The organism is Pseudomonas sp. FW300-N1A1 (genome assembly GCF_058789115.1).
Genome location: NZ_JBYTBK010000053.1, coordinates 13,271 through 28,624, shown reverse-complemented (window position 1 = coordinate 28,624; position 15,354 = coordinate 13,271). Strand labels below are relative to the sequence as shown.

Genomic DNA, 15,354 nt, shown 5'->3' with positions numbered 1-15,354 from the left:
CAAGGAGTTTTCCGTTTCGACTGCGCCGGAAGTGGGGCGAATTATAGACAGATAAAATTCGCCGTCAACTGCTAATTTCATAAAACTGTCATATTGTTCAAAAACCCCCGAAAACACGAAGGCCGGCCCTCCTCTTCCATACGAGAGGGGCCGGCCTTCTACCCTTCTACTTACAAGCTAGGGAATGCGAACTGCGACGCTTCATGGCTGGCACGTTGTGGCCAGCGCTGGGTGATCGCCTTGCGACGGGTATAGAAGCGCACGCCATCCGGGCCATACGCATGCAGGTCGCCAAACAGCGAACGCTTCCAGCCGCCAAAGCTGTGGTAGGCCACAGGCACCGGCAATGGAACGTTCACGCCAACCATGCCGACTTCGATCTCGTCACAGAACAACCGCGCTGCTTCACCGTCACGGGTGAAGATGCAGGTGCCGTTGCCGTATTCGTGATCGTTGATCAGTTGCATCGCCTCTTCCAGGCTGTTGACCCGAACGACGCACAGTACCGGCCCGAAGATCTCTTCTTTATAGATACGCATCTCTGGCGTGACGTTGTCGAACAGGCAGCCACCCAGGAAGAAGCCTTCCTCATGCCCTGCAACGCTCAGGCCACGACCATCGACCACCAGGGTCGCACCGGCCGCGACGCCGTCATCCACATACCCGCTGACTTTGTCGCGCGCCTGACCGGTGACCAGCGGCCCCATGTCCAGGCCGCAAGAGGTGCCGGCACCAATTTTCAGTGCCTTGATCTGCGGCACCAGCTTGGCCACCAGGGCATCCGCCACCTGGTCACCGACGCACACGGCCACCGAGATCGCCATGCAACGCTCGCCACAAGAACCGTAAGCCGCCCCCATCAATGCGCTCACGGCATTGTCCAGGTCCGCATCCGGCATCAGCACCGCATGGTTCTTCGCGCCGCCCAGTGCTTGAACGCGCTTGCCGCGCTTGGTGCCTTCGGCATAGATGTACTCGGCAATCGGCGTCGAACCGACGAAGCTCAAGGCTTTGACTTCCGGCGCTTCGATCAGTGCGTCCACCGCGGACTTGTCGCCATGCACCACGTTCATCACGCCTTTTGGCAAACCGGCTTCCAGCAACAGCTGTGCGATCAGCAGCGTCGAGCTTGGATCGCGCTCGGACGGCTTGAGGATGAAGCAGTTGCCGCAGACGATCGCCAGCGGGTACATCCACAGCGGCACCATGGCCGGGAAGTTGAACGGCGTGATACCGGCCACGACGCCCAGCGGCTGGAAGTCGGACCAGGCATCAATGTTCGGGCCGACGTTGCGGCTGTATTCGCCCTTGAGGATTTCCGGAGCGGCACAGGCGAATTCGACGTTCTCGATCCCGCGCTTCAGTTCACCCGCCGCGTCCTCCAGGGTCTTGCCATGCTCTTCGCTGATCAACTGCGAGATGCGCGCTTCGTTCTGCTCCAGCAATTGCTTGAAGCGGAACATCACCTGGGCCCGCTTGGCCGCCGGCGTGTTGCGCCAGGCCGGGAAGGCTGCCTTGGCGGCATCGATGGCCTGTTGAATGGTTTCGCGACTGGCCAATGGCACTTTATGGATCGGCTGGCCGGTAGACGGGTTGAACACGTCAGCGCTGCGACCGTGGTCGGTCACCAGTTCACCATTGATCAAATGTGGGATGAGGCTCATGCGGGGCTCCTGAAAAATTGTCCACAAGCGCCCGTCACCGGGCGCCTGCTATATAGATAGCTTTTTTGTAGGAGCGAGCGTGCTCGCGAAGGAGGTGAGGGCGCCGCGTTCATCCAGTCAGCCCCCTTCATCGTTAACGTCCATCGCGAGCACTCGAGCGTCGACCGGCTGCTCCTACAAGTGTCGAATCAGTCGATCTTGTTCAGCACTTCGCCGACCGCGTCGAACAGACGATCGAGGTCTTGCGGCTTGCTGTTGAAGGTTGGGCCGAATTGCAGGGTGTCGCCGCCAAAGCGCACATAGAAGCCGGCTTTCCACAGCGCCATGCCTGCCTCGAATGGACGCACGATCGCATCGCCGTCGCGCCCGGCGATCTGGATCGCACCGGCCAGGCCATAGTTACGGATGTCGATGACGTTCTTCGAGCCCTTGAGGCCGTGCAGTGCATTCTCGAAATGCGGGGCCACCTCGGCCACGCTCTGCACCAGGTTTTCCTTTTGCAGCAGGTCGAGCGCCGCCAGGCCAGCAGCGCAAGCCACCGGGTGCGCCGAATAGGTGTAGCCGTGCGGGAACTCCACTGCGTATTCCGGCGTCGCCTGGTTCATGAAGGTCTGGTAGATCTCGGAGCTGGCAATGACCGCGCCCATCGGAATAGCACCGTTGGTCACTTGTTTGGCAATGCACATCAGGTCCGGGGTCACGCCGAAGCTGTCGGCACCGAACATCGCACCGGTACGGCCGAAACCAGTGATCACTTCGTCGAACACCAGCAGGATGTTGTGCTGATCGCAGATTTCGCGCAGGCGCTTGAGGTAGCCCTGAGGCGGCACCAGCACACCGGCGGATCCGGCCAGTGGCTCGACGAACACTGCCGCGATGTTCGACGCGTCATGCAGCTCGATCAACTTGAGCAACTCGTCAGCCAGGGCAATACCGCCCTGCTCCGGCATGCCACGAGAATAGGCATTGCTGGCCAGCAACGTGTGCGGCAGATGATCGACGTCCATCATTGCCTGGCCAAACAGCTTGCGATTGCCGTTGACGCCACCGAGGCTGGTGCCGGCGATGTTCACACCGTGGTAGCCACGGGCACGACCGATCATCTTGGTCTTGGTCGCCTGGCCTTTCAGACGCCAGTAGGCACGGACCATCTTCACCGCGGTATCGGCGCACTCGGAGCCGGAGTCAGTGAAGAACACATGGTTCAGGTTGCCCGGCGTCAGCGCAGTAATTTTCTCAGCCAGCTGGAACGACAGCGGGTGACCGTACTGGAAGCCTGGCGAGTAATCGAGGGTGCCCAGTTGCTTGGCCACTGCCTCCTGAATTTCCTTGCGGGTATGCCCGGCGCCGCAGGTCCACAGACCGGACAGCGAGTCATAGACTTTGCGGCCCTTGTCGTCGATCAGCCAGCTGCCTTCAGCCCCCACGATCAGGCGCGGGTCACGCTGGAAGTTGCGGTTGGCGGTGTACGGCATCCAGTGAGCATCGAGCTTGAGCTGGCTGGCCAGGGATGTCGGGGCGTTTTCAGGCAAGTTCATGGGCAAAACCTCGCAAGGCAAAAAGCGGCGTAGGGATTAAAAAGCGCTGTTGCAGCTAAATTGCCACGGGGATAAAGTCTGTGAAATCCAACTTTTATAACCTTCAGTCAGCCACCCACTAAACTTTTGAGTAAGCCGCATGAGCAGCCGTCGACCCGATCCACTGGCGCAAGTCAGCGATTTTGATATCCGCCTGCTACGGATCTTTCGCAGCGTGGTCGAATCCGGTGGCTTCTCCGCGGCCGAAAGCGTGCTCGGCATCGGTCGCTCGGCCATCAGCCAGCAGATGAGCGATCTCGAACAACGCCTCGGCCTGCGCCTGTGCCAGCGCGGCCGCGCCGGATTCTCACTGACGGAGGAAGGCCGTGAGGTCTACCAATCGGCGTTGCAATTGTTAAGCGCCCTGGAAAGTTTTCGTACCGAGGTCAACGGCCTGCACCAGCACTTGCGCGGCGAGTTGACCATCGGCCTGACCGACAACCTGGTGACCTTGCCCCACATGCGCATCACCCACGCCCTGGCGCAACTGAAGGAGCGCGGGCCGGATGTGCAGATCCAGATCCGCATGATCGCCCCCAATGAAGTGGAGCAAGGCGTGCTCGACGGCCGCCTGCATGTCGGCGTGGTGCCCCAGGCCAGTGCCTTGTCAGGTCTTGAATACCAGCCGCTGTACAGCGAGCGCTCGCTGCTCTATTGCGCCGTCGGCCACCCGCTGTTTTATGTCGACGACAAGCAACTGGACGATGAACGCCTCAACTGCCAGGACGCCATTGCCCCGACCTTCCGTTTACCCGCCGAGATTCAGGCCCATTACCAGGCGCTCAACTGCACCGCCAGCGCCTCGGACCGCGAGGGCATGGCGTTTCTCATTCTGACCGGACGCTACATCGGCTACCTGCCGGATCACTACGCCAGCCTGTGGGTCCAGCAGGGGCGCCTACGCGCGCTCAAGCCCGACACCCGCTTCTATGACCTGAGCCTGGCATCGGTCACACGCAAGGGACGGCGCCCACATCTGGTGCTGGAAAGTTTTCTCGAGAGCCTGGCGGCGACACGCTGACCGCCTGGAACTTGCGCGCCTGAGCGCTTTTGGCACGACAAGACTTGTCGGATTCCCGTGGGTGCGCTATCAACGCACAGGCGCCCCCACTGACCTGCCCGGAAACATCCATGACCCTTGAAGTCCCTGCCCACGCCGGTAAACCCGCCAGCCGCATTCGCCAGAAAAACGAAGACGCGATACTCAAGGCCGCCGAAGTCGAATTCGCGCGCCACGGCTTCAAAGGCACCAGCATGAACACCATCGCGCAGAATGCCGGGCTGCCCAAGGCCAACTTGCATTACTACTTCACCAACAAGCTGGGCCTGTACATCGCGGTGTTGAGCAACATCGTCCAGTTGTGGGACAGCACTTTCAACACCCTGACGGCCGAGGACGATCCGAGCGAAGCGCTGACCCGCTATATCCGCGCCAAGATGGAATTCTCGCGCCGCCAGCCGCAGGCTTCGCGCGTGTTCGCCATGGAAGTCATCAGTGGTGGCGAATGCCTGACCGAGTATTTCAACCAGGACTACCGCGCCTGGTTCCTGGGCCGTGCACGCGTGTTCCAGGCCTGGATCGACGCTGGCAAAATGGACCCCGTCGACCCGGTGAACCTGATCTTCCTGCTATGGGGCAGCACCCAGCACTATGCCGACTTCGCCACGCAAATCTGCCGCGTCACCGGTCGCAGCAAGCTGACCAAACAGGACATGGAAGACGCCGGCAACAATCTGATCCGTATCATTCTCAAAGGCTGCGGCCTCACGCCTGCCATTTAAGACCCACGCCATGCCTTTTACCCTCGAAGGACTTTGCGAATACCGCGAAGAGATTCGCAAAAGCCGCTTCATTGCTCTCGCGGCGCCGATCACCACCGCCGCCGAGGCGCAGGCCTTTATCGAACAGCACAGTGACCTGAACGCTTCGCACAATTGCTGGGCCTGGAAACTCGCCGACCAGTACCGCAGCAGCGATGACGGCGAGCCCGGTGGCACCGCCGGCCGACCGATACTCGCCGCCATCGAGGCGCAGGACTGCGACCAGGTCGCGGTGCTGGTGATTCGCTGGTACGGCGGTATCCAATTGGGCACCGGTGGCCTCGCCCGAGCCTATGGCGGCAGCGCCAACAAGTGCCTGCAAGGCGCCGCGAAAATCGAGCTGATCAGCCGCGTGCCGCTCAGCTGTGCCTGTGGCTTCAGCGAGCTGGCCTTGGTCAAGCTGCGCGTCGCCGAACTCGGCGGCCTGGTGGTGGACGAGACGTTCACCGCAAACGGCGTGGACCTGCAACTGGCCGTGGGCGAAACACAGATCCAGACCTTGCAGGAGCAATTGGCCGGCCTGAGTCGCGGGCGGATTGTGTTACAGCGCTGAACAACCGCCCGCCATGTTTTGGGGCAACGCGGCATGCCAACTTCGCCAGCACTTGCCCACAGCCGCTGTGCACCCGACTGTGGATAACCTGAGCACACAGCGCTGTAGCCCTTCTGTCACGTGGCCTTGCGGGGATTGATCGATTTTTGACCAGAATCATCTCAAACCTTTCAATTCCATCGAAAAACAATGGCTTGGAACGGTTTAGCACCTTTAGAACAAAGCCCTCCAGTGCTTATGCCCAGGCTTTTGGCTTGCGCACAATTACTGTGGAGCAACCTGTGGATAACCCGTTCATGCCTCGCGCAGTGGCATGGCCAGCATAGGCTGCAGCCGAATGATCATTTTTTAACCAAACATTACAGGATCCATCCTGCAGCCAATCTCGCACCTCGCCCCGAAGTGGTGCCACCTGTGGATGCAAAATGCCGCACGCGCTTGAGCGAAACCGCGGCGCCGTGCGCACACGTTTGTATGCGCCGGGGCAGGCCGGGCATTCGAAACAAGCCCTGGGTGCCTGCGATCAGTGCGCCCCTTCAGCCACGAGGCTTGTCCGTGATGCCTGCTTCACAGGCAATGCCTGGGCAACACCCCACGCCAACTCGAAGACCAGAAAAACCGCCAGCAACACTGTTGCGCCATGGAGCAAGGCATAGACCTGCCAGGCCGCAAACAGAAACCGACCAACCGCGTCATAGCGGCCATACAACGGCTGTGGATCACGAATCCGCAGCACCGACCAGACGCAGACAATCGAGCCCAACAGATTCGCCATCAGCAAGTGCGTCGGTTCAAACGGCGGAAAGCTTCCCGGCAGGCCGAGCGCCTGGTTCAAGGCCGACAACAGGCCGTGCAACGCGCTGAAACTCCAGGGCGTGACAAACGCAGCCATCACGATCAGGTCGTACCAGGCGCTGCCGCGTACCAGTCGGCGATACTGTTCAGTCGTCCACATTTCGCTCACTCCAATGATTCAAGGAACACCAAGGCTAAAGCCTGGACTATGCTCGAAGGTCAACCCTCTCTGGAGTCTCGACGATGCGTATCGGTGAATTAGCCCTGGCCAGCGCCGTCAGCCGCGATACCCTGCGTTTCTATGAGCAGCGCGGGCTGATCGCCGCCCAACGCAGCGCCAATGGTTACCGCGACTACCCCGAGGAAATGCTGCAACTGGTGCTCTACATCAAGACCGCCCAACGCCTGGGCTTTACCCTTGGCGAGATCGGCAGCAGTGTCGCCGCGCTCTGGCACGCCAAGGATCCGGAAAACGCGGTGACTCAACTCCTCCAGGACAAACTGGCGCTCATCGAAACCCGCATCGCCGAACTCGGTGAGTTGCGTCTTGAACTGCAACAACGGCTGGGACAACCTTGTCCACTGAACCCATGACCCTCTTTTCTCAAGGAAGCCATTCATGTCTACGGCAAAAACCGCATTGATCATCGGTGCCTCCCGGGGCTTGGGCCTCGGGTTGGTGAAGACCTTGCTGGCCGACGGCTGGCAAGTCACCGCCACCGTGCGCGACCCGCACAACGCCGAGGCACTGCAAGCGCTGGGTGACGTACGAATAGAGAAGCTCGACATGGACGATCAACAAGCGGTGATCGCCCTCAGCCAACAACTCAAGGGCCAGGTGTTCGACCTGCTGTTCGTCAACGCCGGCGTCAAGGGGCCTGCCGTACAGACACCCGGTGGCGCGACACTGGCCGAAGTCGGTCAGTTGTTCTTCACCAACGCCGTGGCGCCGATCAACCTGGCCCAGCGTTTTGTCGGACAGATACGCGAAGGCAGCGGCGTGCTGGCGTTCATGAGTTCGGTACTGGGCAGCGTGACCATGCCTGACGCCCCGGAACTGGCGCTGTACAAGGCCAGCAAGGCCGCGCTGAACTCGATGACCAACAGCTTCGTTAGCCAATTGGGCGAGCAGCAATTGACCGTGCTGTCGCTGCATCCGGGCTGGGTGAAGACCGATATGGGCGGTGAAGGGGCCGACCTGGATGTGGAAACCAGCACCCGCGGGCTGGTGGATCAGGTCAATGACTACGCCGGCAAGGGTGGGCATCACTTCATCAATTACAAGGGCGAGACCATTCCCTGGTAAACACCGCCATCCCCTGTGGGGGCACGTTTGCGCCCACAGGTATTCATCGTCCTGTCGGGCCAGGCTTGCCCGCAACGTGCTTTTGATCGAAACTGCGCACCTCGTCCCCCGCGGCGACCCTGGATCAGCAGACAGGGCAACACTGAGCTGGCGAACCTGAACCCAACTTTCAGAGGAGCCGGCAAAATGCCCGCGACCCGTACCTGGTTAAAAAACCCTCTCGCCATCTTCACGGCCAACGACCTCGATGCCTGTGGCGGCCTGGTGCTGCAAGACGGCGTGATCGTCGAAGTACTCAAGCAAGGCCAGCAACCGGCCACTCCCTGTGGACAGATCTTCGATGCCCGCGAGCATGTGATCCTGCCGGGGCTGATCAACACCCACCACCATTTCTATCAGACCCTGACCCGCGCCTGGGCACCGGTGGTCAACCAGCCGTTGTTCCCGTGGCTGAAAACCCTCTACCCGGTCTGGGCCCGACTGACCCCGGAAAAGCTCGCGCTGGCGACCAAGGTAGCCTTGGCCGAACTGCTGCTGTCGGGGTGCACCACGGCCGCTGACCACCATTACCTGTTTCCCGATGGCCTGGAAAACGCCATCGACGTGCAAGTCGACGCCGTACGCGAACTGGGGATGCGCGCCATGCTGACCCGGGGTTCGATGAGCCTCGGTGAAAAGGACGGGGGCTTGCCGCCGCAGCAGACCGTGCAGGAAGGCGAAGTCATTCTCGCCGACAGCCAGCGCTTGATCGCCGAATACCACGAGCGCGGTGAGGGCGCGCAAATCCAGATCGCCCTCGCGCCTTGCTCGCCGTTCTCGGTCACACCCGAAATCATGTCCGCCAGCGCCGAAATGGCGAACAGGCTCGATGTACGCCTGCACACTCACCTGGCTGAAACCCTCGACGAAGAAGACTTCTGCCTGCAGCGCTTCGGCCTGCGTACCGTGGATTACCTGGACAGCGTCGGCTGGCTCGGCCCCCGCACCTGGCTGGCCCATGGCATTCACTTCAACCCCGACGAAATCGCCCGCCTCGGCGCGGCAGGTACCGGCATCTGCCATTGCCCAAGCTCGAACATGCGCCTGGCCTCGGGCATCTGCCCAACCCTGGAGCTGACCGATGCCGGCGCTCCGGTGGGCTTGGGAGTGGATGGTTCGGCGTCCAACGATGCCTCGAACATGATCCTGGAAACCCGTCAGGCCTTGTACATTCAGCGCCTGCGCTATGGGGCCGAGAAAATCACTCCGGAGCGGGTACTGGGCTGGGCCACCCGTGGGTCGGCGAAACTGTTGGGCCGTACCGACATTGGCGAACTGGCCGTGGGCAAACAAGCTGACCTGGCCTTGTTCAAACTGGATGAGTTGCGTTTCTCCGGCAGCCACGACCCGGTCTCGGCGTTGTTGCTGTGTGGTGCCGATCGCGCGGACCGGGTAATGGTTGGCGGTAAATGGCGAGTGATCGACGGCCAGGTTGAAGGGCTGGACCTGAAAGGCTTGATTGCCGATCACAGCCAGGCCGCACGGCAACTGATCGCCGGCGTCTGACCGCACGCCGTCGTTGTGCTGAACCTTGGCGACAGGATGGCGCGCTGAAGCAATGACCGGTATCTGTCCACGCCCAGCGGGTCATCGGCCCGCTGGGCGTGGATCGGTTATTCAGTACCCTTCTTCGCCCTGCCCTGCCCTGCCCTGCCCTGCCCTGCCCTGCCCTGCCCTGCCCCAATAGTTTGTGGCTGGCCGATGCCTGCGCCTATCGGCGGAACAGGACGCCGAGTGATGAGCCGATTGGTCAGGTTTTACCAATTGTTGCGACGAGCCTCTGTAGAATGGCGCCATTGCACCTGATGAGATTCGAAGCATGTACGACTGGCTGAACGCCCTGCCCAAGGCAGAACTGCACCTGCACCTGGAGGGCTCGCTTGAGCCTGAACTGCTGTTCGCCCTGGCCGAGCGCAATAAGATCGCCCTGCCGTGGAGCGATGTCGACACCCTGCGCAAGGCCTATGCCTTCAACAATCTGCAGGAATTCCTGGACCTGTATTACCAGGGCGCCGACGTATTGCGCACCTCCCAGGATTTCTACGACCTGACCTGGGCCTACCTGTTGCGCTGCAAGGCGCAGAACGTGATTCACACCGAACCCTTCTTCGACCCGCAAACCCACACGGACCGTGGCGTACCGTTCGAAGTGGTGCTCAACGGCATCGCCGCTGCACTCAAGGACGGCGAACAGCAACTGGGTATCACCAGCGGTCTGATCCTCAGCTTCCTGCGCCACCTGAGCGAAGAACAAGCGCAGAAAACCCTCGACCAGGCGCTGCCGTTCCGTGATGCGTTTATCGCCGTGGGCCTGGACAGTTCCGAGATGGGGCATCCGCCAAGCAAATTCCAGCGCGTATTCGATCGCGCCCGTGGCGAAGGTTTCCTGACCGTCGCCCACGCTGGCGAAGAAGGCCCGCCTGAGTACATCTGGGAAGCCCTCGACCTGCTGAAGATCCAGCGAATCGACCATGGCGTGCGCGCAATCGAAGACGAGCGCCTGATGCAGCGGATCATCGACGAGCAGATCCCGCTGACCGTCTGCCCACTGTCCAACACCAAGCTGTGCGTGTTCGATCACATGTCCCAGCACAACATTCTCGACATGCTCGAACGGGGCGTGAAGGTCACCGTGAACTCCGATGACCCGGCGTACTTCGGCGGCTATGTCACCGAGAACTTCCATGCCTTGCACACCCATTTGGGCATGACCCAGGACCAGGCCCGGCGCCTGGCGCAGAACAGCCTGGATGCACGGTTGGTGAAACCCTGAGGCGCACTGCAAACCGATGCGAGAGCAATTGCCTTGATCTCAGGGCTTGCTCTCTTGCTCGCGCAGCAGCCACAAAGCAGGTCGTCGGTTTTTATCTGAAAGACTGCAACCATCATGTCGGGGCCGCTTTACAGTCCTGAGCGACGTCTGTACCCGCAGCACAGACGCCGGCCTCGGGTATCGCTAGAGCGCCAGCTCCAACTCGGTTTCTCTGGCGAACCGCTCGAGCTCACGCGCACCTGCCGCCGTCACCATCAGGGCTCGGGAGTCGTTGGGCAAACTCAACCAGCCAGACTGGATGAACAGTTGCAACAGCGCTGCACCCAGCGTGCCGCCCAGATGCGGCCGACGCTCGCTCCAGTCGGGGCAAGCGCAGGCCACGTGCGAGTGGCTACGTGCCAATGCCTGAATGAACACCCCTTGGGTCGCCAGCTGCCTGGCACCCTTTGGAGTCACCGTGACGCGCTTATCCAGCTGTTCGATCCAGCCGGCGTCGAGTAACCGCTGGAACAGGTCCGCCGCCAGGGTTCCGCCCAGATGCTCTTCACAGAGCCTGGCGCGCAGCAACGAAGCGGGCGCTGCCTGGACACTGGCCAATGGGCTGGCGCGCTTGAACACGGGGGCAATCTTGCCTGGCGAGCTGGCCAGTGTGGCACTCGCCAGTGCCTGGACCGCCGCGCCGATCTCGGGAGCGGCCAGTCGGAAGAAGCGCTTTCGTCCTCGCGCCTCGACTTTCAACAGTCCGCCGCTGAACAAACGTCCCAGGTGAGCACTGGCCGATGACGGGGATAAACCTGCCAGCAACGCCAGTTCCTCGGATTGCCGTGCAGTACCGTCCATCAAGGCCCACATCATCGCGCTACGCTTCGGGTCGGCCAGTAAGGTGGCAATCTGGCTGATGCAAGGTGCATGTTCCATGTATTCACTCCCTGTTGAATCATTTGTCTACTGCTCGGGGGACATCTTGACCAGTAATGTGATACCGGAAAAGGCGTGATACCCGCCAAAAACCGGGCTCAATAACCAACGAATAAGCAAACTTCCTCGAAATCCTGAAATCGCGCCGCTGACGATCCGCAGGAGGATCCGGGGACTCAAGCACGGCCTGGCCTGTTCGCTGACAACAGTGCCGACTCTGGCGGGCGACTAGTATAAGCGCGATGATCGGCGGTTCCTGCCCCGGGAAAACCGTTGAAGGAGATAGCGCCTGCGAGAAATTTCCCTATATGAAGCGGATTACCGACAATCGACAAATCTTGTCGAATAATCACTGGTTAATTGCGCGCACCGCCTCTTGAGCATTTCCCGTAGCAGGTTCACCGGCTTACTCAATTGAGCACGATGGGCGCACAGCAAATTCAGCGGCGCGCGTTCGCCCGACAACTCAGGCATCAGCACCTTCAGGCGTCCGGCCAACACATCAGCGGCGACATCCAGCCAGGACTTATAGGCAATTCCGGCACCGGCGAGCGCCCATAACCGCACCACATCCGCATCATCACTGAAGCGATCACCATTGACCGTCAGGCTCACTTCCCGCTTGCCGTCATGAAAGCGCCAATGGTCGTGAACCCGGCTGCCGAGCATGTACAGCAGGCAATTGTGCTGCGCCAGTTGCTCCAGCTGACGCGGCTCGCCACACCGTGCGAGGTAGGCCGGGGCGGCGCACAGCACCCGGTGATTGTCCGGGGCAATGGGCAATGCCACCAGGCTTGAGTCTTCCGGCTCACCGTAACGCAGGGCAATGTCGACTGGCTGGCGGAACAGGTCGGCAATCCGGTCAGCCAATAGCAGGCGCACCGTCAACTTCGGGTGATCGCGCTGGAACTCGTCCAGCCACGGCAACAGCAGATTGCGCCCAAAGTCAGAGGGGGCCGACAGCTGCAAGACGCCGCTGACCTGATCCTGTCCACTGGCGAGCAAGCGCCGCCCCTCATCCAGCTGGCTCAGCGCCGAGCGGGCATATTCCAGGAACCCCTCACCCTCGGCCGTCAACCGCAGGCTGCGGGTCGATCGAGCCAACAGACGCGCCCCCAGTTGCTGCTCGATACGTTTCAACGCCGCGCTGGCCACTGCCGCCGACATGTCCATGCCGCGCGCTGCCGCTGACAGGCTGCCCAGATCGGCGGCCCGTACAAACACCTGCAAGTCATCGAAACGCAGCATCCACTCACCCGCATTATAAAAAATTCATTGAAAGAGACTGCTCTTTTAGCGGCTTTTATCTTTAAGAGAAATAGCCAATGATCGGTGCCATCCCATGACAACCGAGCCTTCCATGCCATGAAAGCCATCGCCTACTACACCTGCCTGCCCATCAGCGACCCAGACGCCCTGCAAGACATCGAACTGCCGGAGCCCGTCGCCGGCCCACGGGATCTGCTGGTGGACGTCAAGGCCATCTCCGTCAACCCGGTGGACACCAAGGTTCGCCAGAACGTCTGCCCTGAAGACGGCGCCGCCAAAGTGCTGGGTTGGGATGTGGCCGGCGTGGTCAGGACCGTTGGTAGCGAGACAAGCCTGTTCAAGCCCGGTGACAAGGTCTACTACGCGGGCTCCATTGCCCGCGCCGGTGGCAACAGCCAGTTGCATGTGGTGGACGAGCGGATTGTCGGCCACATGCCCCGCTCACTGGGGTTTGCCGAAGCGGCGGCCCTGCCGTTGACCGCGATTACCGCCTGGGAACTGCTGTTTGAACGCCTGCAGGTGCGCGAAGGCAAGACCGATGAGGGGCAAAGCCTGCTGATCGTTGGCGCCGCGGGCGGCGTGGGTTCGATCCTGACCCAACTGGCCAGCCAGCTCACCGCCTTGACCGTCATCGGTACCGCCTCCCGCCCGCAAACCCGCAACTGGGTAAGCGAACTGGGAGCCGACCTGGTCATTGATCACAGCCAGCCGCTGAGTGACGAACTCAAGCGTGCCGGTCACCCACAGGTGACTCACGTGGCCAGCCTGACCCAGACGGACCAGCATTTCGCCCAACTGGTCGAAGCCCTGGCCCCGCAAGGCAAACTCGCGCTGATCGATGACCCCAAGGCACTGGACATCACCCAGCTCAAGCGCAAGAGCCTGTCGCTGCACTGGGAGTTCATGTACACCCGCTCGTTGTTCGAAACCGCCGATATGCTCGAGCAGCACAAGTTGCTGAACCGAGTGGCCGAGCTGATCGACGCCGGCATCTTGAAAACCACCGTCGGTGAACACTTCGGCACCATCAATGCGGCCAACCTGCGTCGGGCCCACGCACTGCTGGAAAGCGGCACGTCCAAGGGCAAGATCGTGCTCGAGGGCTTCTGAGGATCAGGCGATCGCAGCCTGCCAGGCGCGGTCGTTAGCCGTCAGTCAGAGAGTTGATCTACATCAGAACGGCGAGTGGATTCAGGACTACAATCGTGACCTCTGCAGTGCAATCATTAAGCACGGAGGTCAGCAATGAAGATCCTGATTAAAGAACTGGCGAAATCCCAATGGCAAGTCCGTTTGGACGACCAGACAGTGAACTTCCGCTCTGAAGCAGAAGCCCGCGCCTTTACCTCGACCCTCGAGGCCCGATTGCACGCCCCCCATCGCCTCCCGGAACACCAACAACGCGCGGCTGGCTGACTCACGCCACGGTTTGTGCTGCCCGGGCCAGTTGCAGTCGACGGGTGAGCATCGCAACGCTCACCACCAGAATCCCGCACAGGCTGATGACCATCGCCATGGGCACCGCCGTGCCGTCGTGCAGCACCACCACCAACGCTGACGCACCGGCGGCCACGCTGAACTGCAAACAGCCGAGCATCGCCGAGGCGCTGCCGGCGCGCGCGCCCTGCCCGCTCATGGCGCACGCCGACGCATTGGGAATGATGCAGCCCAGGCTGGAGATGCAGATGAACAGTGGGATCAGCACCGGCCACAACTGCTCGGTATGCAGTGAGCAGACCGCCAGCAAGGCCAGGCCCGCCGTCAGGTAGATCCAGACGGTACGCGACAGCAGAAAGGCCGGTCCACGCCGGGACAGCAACCGTGCGTTAAGTTGCGCCACCAGGATGAAGCCCGCCGCGTTGCTGCCGAACAGCCAGCCGAAATGCTCGGGGGGAACGCCGTACAATTTGATGAACACAAAGGGCGAGCCGGCGATGTAGGCAAACATCCCGGCGATGGCAATGCCACCGGTCAAGGCATGCCCCAGGAACACCTTGTCCGAAAGCAACCGACCGTACTGGCGCAACGCGCCTGACAACGGCTGACGCGGCTGGTTGGCCGGCAAGCTTTCCGGCAACCCCAGCGCCACCGCCAGGGCCGACAATGCGCTGAACAGGGTCAATGCGATAAAGATCGACTGCCAGCCATGCAGGTTGACCAGCAACCCGCCCAGCATCGGCGCCAGAATCGGTGCCAATCCCATCACCAGCATCAGCTGTGAAAAGACTTTCGCCGACCCCACCGCATCGCACTTGTCGCTGACCACCGCGCGGGAAATCACCATCCCGGCACAACCGCCCAGGGCCTGGACAAACCGTGCGCCGATCAACCACTCAAGGCTTGGCGCAAACGCACACACCAGCGACGCCAGGGTGAACAAGGCGACGCCCACCAGCAATGGAATGCGCCGACCAAAACGGTCAGCCACCGGACCGTATGCCAACTGACCGATCGACAGGCCGAGGAAGTAGGACGCCAACGTCAACTGGACGTGCTTCTCGTCCGTACCAAAAGCCGCCGCCATGGCCGGAAAAGCCGGCAGATAGAAATCGATGGCCAGCGGCCCGAAAGCGCTCAGGGCGCCAAGAATCAAAATGGTACGGATGTTCATCAGGCGTCCAGGTTACGTCAGTCGGCAG

General features: G+C 61.3%; 15 protein-coding genes. 9 read left to right on the top strand and 6 right to left on the bottom strand.

The features are described 5' to 3' along the window. Positions 1-170: 170 nt before the first annotated feature. A complete protein-coding gene (locus AC3WQN_RS23590) occupies positions 171-1,664 on the bottom strand; it encodes a CoA-acylating methylmalonate-semialdehyde dehydrogenase (protein WP_103402299.1) in 1,494 nt (497 codons plus the stop codon). Between the two features lie 188 nt (positions 1,665-1,852). Next, on the bottom strand, positions 1,853-3,202 hold the full coding sequence (gene aptA / locus AC3WQN_RS23585; RefSeq protein ID WP_095144857.1) for an omega-aminotransferase AptA: 1,350 nt from the start codon (positions 3,200-3,202) through the stop codon (positions 1,853-1,855). Between the two features lie 139 nt (positions 3,203-3,341). Here aptA and AC3WQN_RS23580 point away from each other — a divergent pair, with 139 nt between their 5' ends. From AC3WQN_RS23580 to AC3WQN_RS23570, 3 genes are all read left to right on the top strand, one after another. Further along, complete coding sequence (locus AC3WQN_RS23580) at positions 3,342-4,262, top strand: LysR family transcriptional regulator (RefSeq protein ID WP_103402300.1); 921 nt, start codon at positions 3,342-3,344, stop codon at positions 4,260-4,262. Between the two features lie 110 nt (positions 4,263-4,372). Continuing rightward, positions 4,373-5,023, top strand: a complete 651-nt coding sequence (locus AC3WQN_RS23575) for a TetR/AcrR family transcriptional regulator (protein WP_103402301.1) — start codon at positions 4,373-4,375, stop codon at positions 5,021-5,023. Positions 5,024-5,033: 10 nt separating this feature from the next. Continuing rightward, on the top strand, positions 5,034-5,615 hold the full coding sequence (locus AC3WQN_RS23570; protein WP_095144855.1) for an IMPACT family protein: 582 nt from the start codon (positions 5,034-5,036) through the stop codon (positions 5,613-5,615). Between the two features lie 523 nt (positions 5,616-6,138). Here the strand turns inward: AC3WQN_RS23570 and AC3WQN_RS23565 are convergent. Further along, the gene (locus AC3WQN_RS23565) at positions 6,139-6,570 is read right to left on the bottom strand and encodes a hypothetical protein (protein ID WP_103402302.1); all 432 of its coding nucleotides are present in this window, start codon (positions 6,568-6,570) and stop codon (positions 6,139-6,141) included. Between the two features lie 83 nt (positions 6,571-6,653). Between AC3WQN_RS23565 and AC3WQN_RS23560 the strand changes: the two genes are divergently transcribed. The 4 genes from AC3WQN_RS23560 to AC3WQN_RS23545 all read left to right on the top strand — a co-directional run bounded on the left by AC3WQN_RS23560 (position 6,654) and on the right by AC3WQN_RS23545 (position 10,528). Beyond that, positions 6,654-7,004, top strand: coding sequence for a MerR family transcriptional regulator (locus AC3WQN_RS23560; RefSeq protein ID WP_095144853.1), 351 nt, complete (start codon positions 6,654-6,656; stop codon positions 7,002-7,004). 25 nt (positions 7,005-7,029) lie between these two features. Beyond that, a complete protein-coding gene (locus AC3WQN_RS23555) occupies positions 7,030-7,716 on the top strand; it encodes an SDR family oxidoreductase (RefSeq protein ID WP_095144852.1) in 687 nt (228 codons plus the stop codon). A 186-nt stretch (positions 7,717-7,902) separates the two neighbouring features. Further along, positions 7,903-9,261 carry an 8-oxoguanine deaminase gene (locus tag AC3WQN_RS23550; RefSeq protein WP_103402303.1) on the top strand — a complete coding sequence of 453 codons (1,359 nt, stop codon included), beginning with the start codon at positions 7,903-7,905 and terminating at the stop codon, positions 9,259-9,261. Between the two features lie 313 nt (positions 9,262-9,574). After that, positions 9,575-10,528, top strand: a complete 954-nt coding sequence (locus AC3WQN_RS23545; protein ID WP_103400067.1) for an adenosine deaminase — start codon at positions 9,575-9,577, stop codon at positions 10,526-10,528. Positions 10,529-10,711: 183 nt separating this feature from the next. Here AC3WQN_RS23545 and AC3WQN_RS23540 read toward each other — a convergent pair whose 3' ends face one another. Continuing rightward, positions 10,712-11,446, bottom strand: coding sequence for an ArsR/SmtB family transcription factor (locus tag AC3WQN_RS23540; RefSeq protein ID WP_103400068.1), 735 nt, complete (start codon positions 11,444-11,446; stop codon positions 10,712-10,714). Between the two features lie 318 nt (positions 11,447-11,764). Then, complete coding sequence (vimR, locus tag AC3WQN_RS23535) at positions 11,765-12,694, bottom strand: transcription regulator VimR (RefSeq protein WP_103400069.1); 930 nt, start codon at positions 12,692-12,694, stop codon at positions 11,765-11,767. Positions 12,695-12,811: 117 nt separating this feature from the next. Between vimR and AC3WQN_RS23530 the strand changes: the two genes are divergently transcribed. Continuing rightward, entirely contained in the window at positions 12,812-13,825 is a 1,014-nt protein-coding gene (locus tag AC3WQN_RS23530) for a zinc-binding alcohol dehydrogenase family protein (protein WP_103400070.1), read from the top strand. 135 nt (positions 13,826-13,960) lie between these two features. Beyond that, a complete protein-coding gene (locus AC3WQN_RS23525; RefSeq protein ID WP_172736416.1) occupies positions 13,961-14,131 on the top strand; it encodes a hypothetical protein in 171 nt (56 codons plus the stop codon). A gap of 1 nt (position 14,132) precedes the next feature. Here AC3WQN_RS23525 and AC3WQN_RS23520 read toward each other — a convergent pair whose 3' ends face one another. Beyond that, positions 14,133-15,326: a multidrug effflux MFS transporter gene (locus AC3WQN_RS23520; RefSeq protein ID WP_103400071.1), complete on the bottom strand. Its 1,194-nt coding sequence runs from the start codon at positions 15,324-15,326 to the stop codon at positions 14,133-14,135. Between the last annotated feature and the right edge of the window lie 28 nt (positions 15,327-15,354).

Coding starts and splice junctions, on each gene's coding strand:
- AC3WQN_RS23590 (WP_103402299.1), bottom strand. CDS start 1,664: ATGAGCCTCATCCCACATTTGATCAATGGTGAACTGGTGACCGACCAC.
- aptA (WP_095144857.1), bottom strand. CDS start 3,202: ATGAACTTGCCTGAAAACGCCCCGACATCCCTGGCCAGCCAGCTCAAG.
- AC3WQN_RS23580 (WP_103402300.1), top strand. CDS start 3,342: ATGAGCAGCCGTCGACCCGATCCACTGGCGCAAGTCAGCGATTTTGAT.
- AC3WQN_RS23575 (WP_103402301.1), top strand. CDS start 4,373: ATGACCCTTGAAGTCCCTGCCCACGCCGGTAAACCCGCCAGCCGCATT.
- AC3WQN_RS23570 (WP_095144855.1), top strand. CDS start 5,034: ATGCCTTTTACCCTCGAAGGACTTTGCGAATACCGCGAAGAGATTCGC.
- AC3WQN_RS23565 (WP_103402302.1), bottom strand. CDS start 6,570: ATGTGGACGACTGAACAGTATCGCCGACTGGTACGCGGCAGCGCCTGG.
- AC3WQN_RS23560 (WP_095144853.1), top strand. CDS start 6,654: ATGCGTATCGGTGAATTAGCCCTGGCCAGCGCCGTCAGCCGCGATACC.
- AC3WQN_RS23555 (WP_095144852.1), top strand. CDS start 7,030: ATGTCTACGGCAAAAACCGCATTGATCATCGGTGCCTCCCGGGGCTTG.
- AC3WQN_RS23550 (WP_103402303.1), top strand. CDS start 7,903: ATGCCCGCGACCCGTACCTGGTTAAAAAACCCTCTCGCCATCTTCACG.
- AC3WQN_RS23545 (WP_103400067.1), top strand. CDS start 9,575: ATGTACGACTGGCTGAACGCCCTGCCCAAGGCAGAACTGCACCTGCAC.
- AC3WQN_RS23540 (WP_103400068.1), bottom strand. CDS start 11,446: ATGGAACATGCACCTTGCATCAGCCAGATTGCCACCTTACTGGCCGAC.
- vimR (WP_103400069.1), bottom strand. CDS start 12,694: ATGCTGCGTTTCGATGACTTGCAGGTGTTTGTACGGGCCGCCGATCTG.
- AC3WQN_RS23530 (WP_103400070.1), top strand. CDS start 12,812: ATGAAAGCCATCGCCTACTACACCTGCCTGCCCATCAGCGACCCAGAC.
- AC3WQN_RS23525 (WP_172736416.1), top strand. CDS start 13,961: ATGAAGATCCTGATTAAAGAACTGGCGAAATCCCAATGGCAAGTCCGT.
- AC3WQN_RS23520 (WP_103400071.1), bottom strand. CDS start 15,326: ATGAACATCCGTACCATTTTGATTCTTGGCGCCCTGAGCGCTTTCGGG.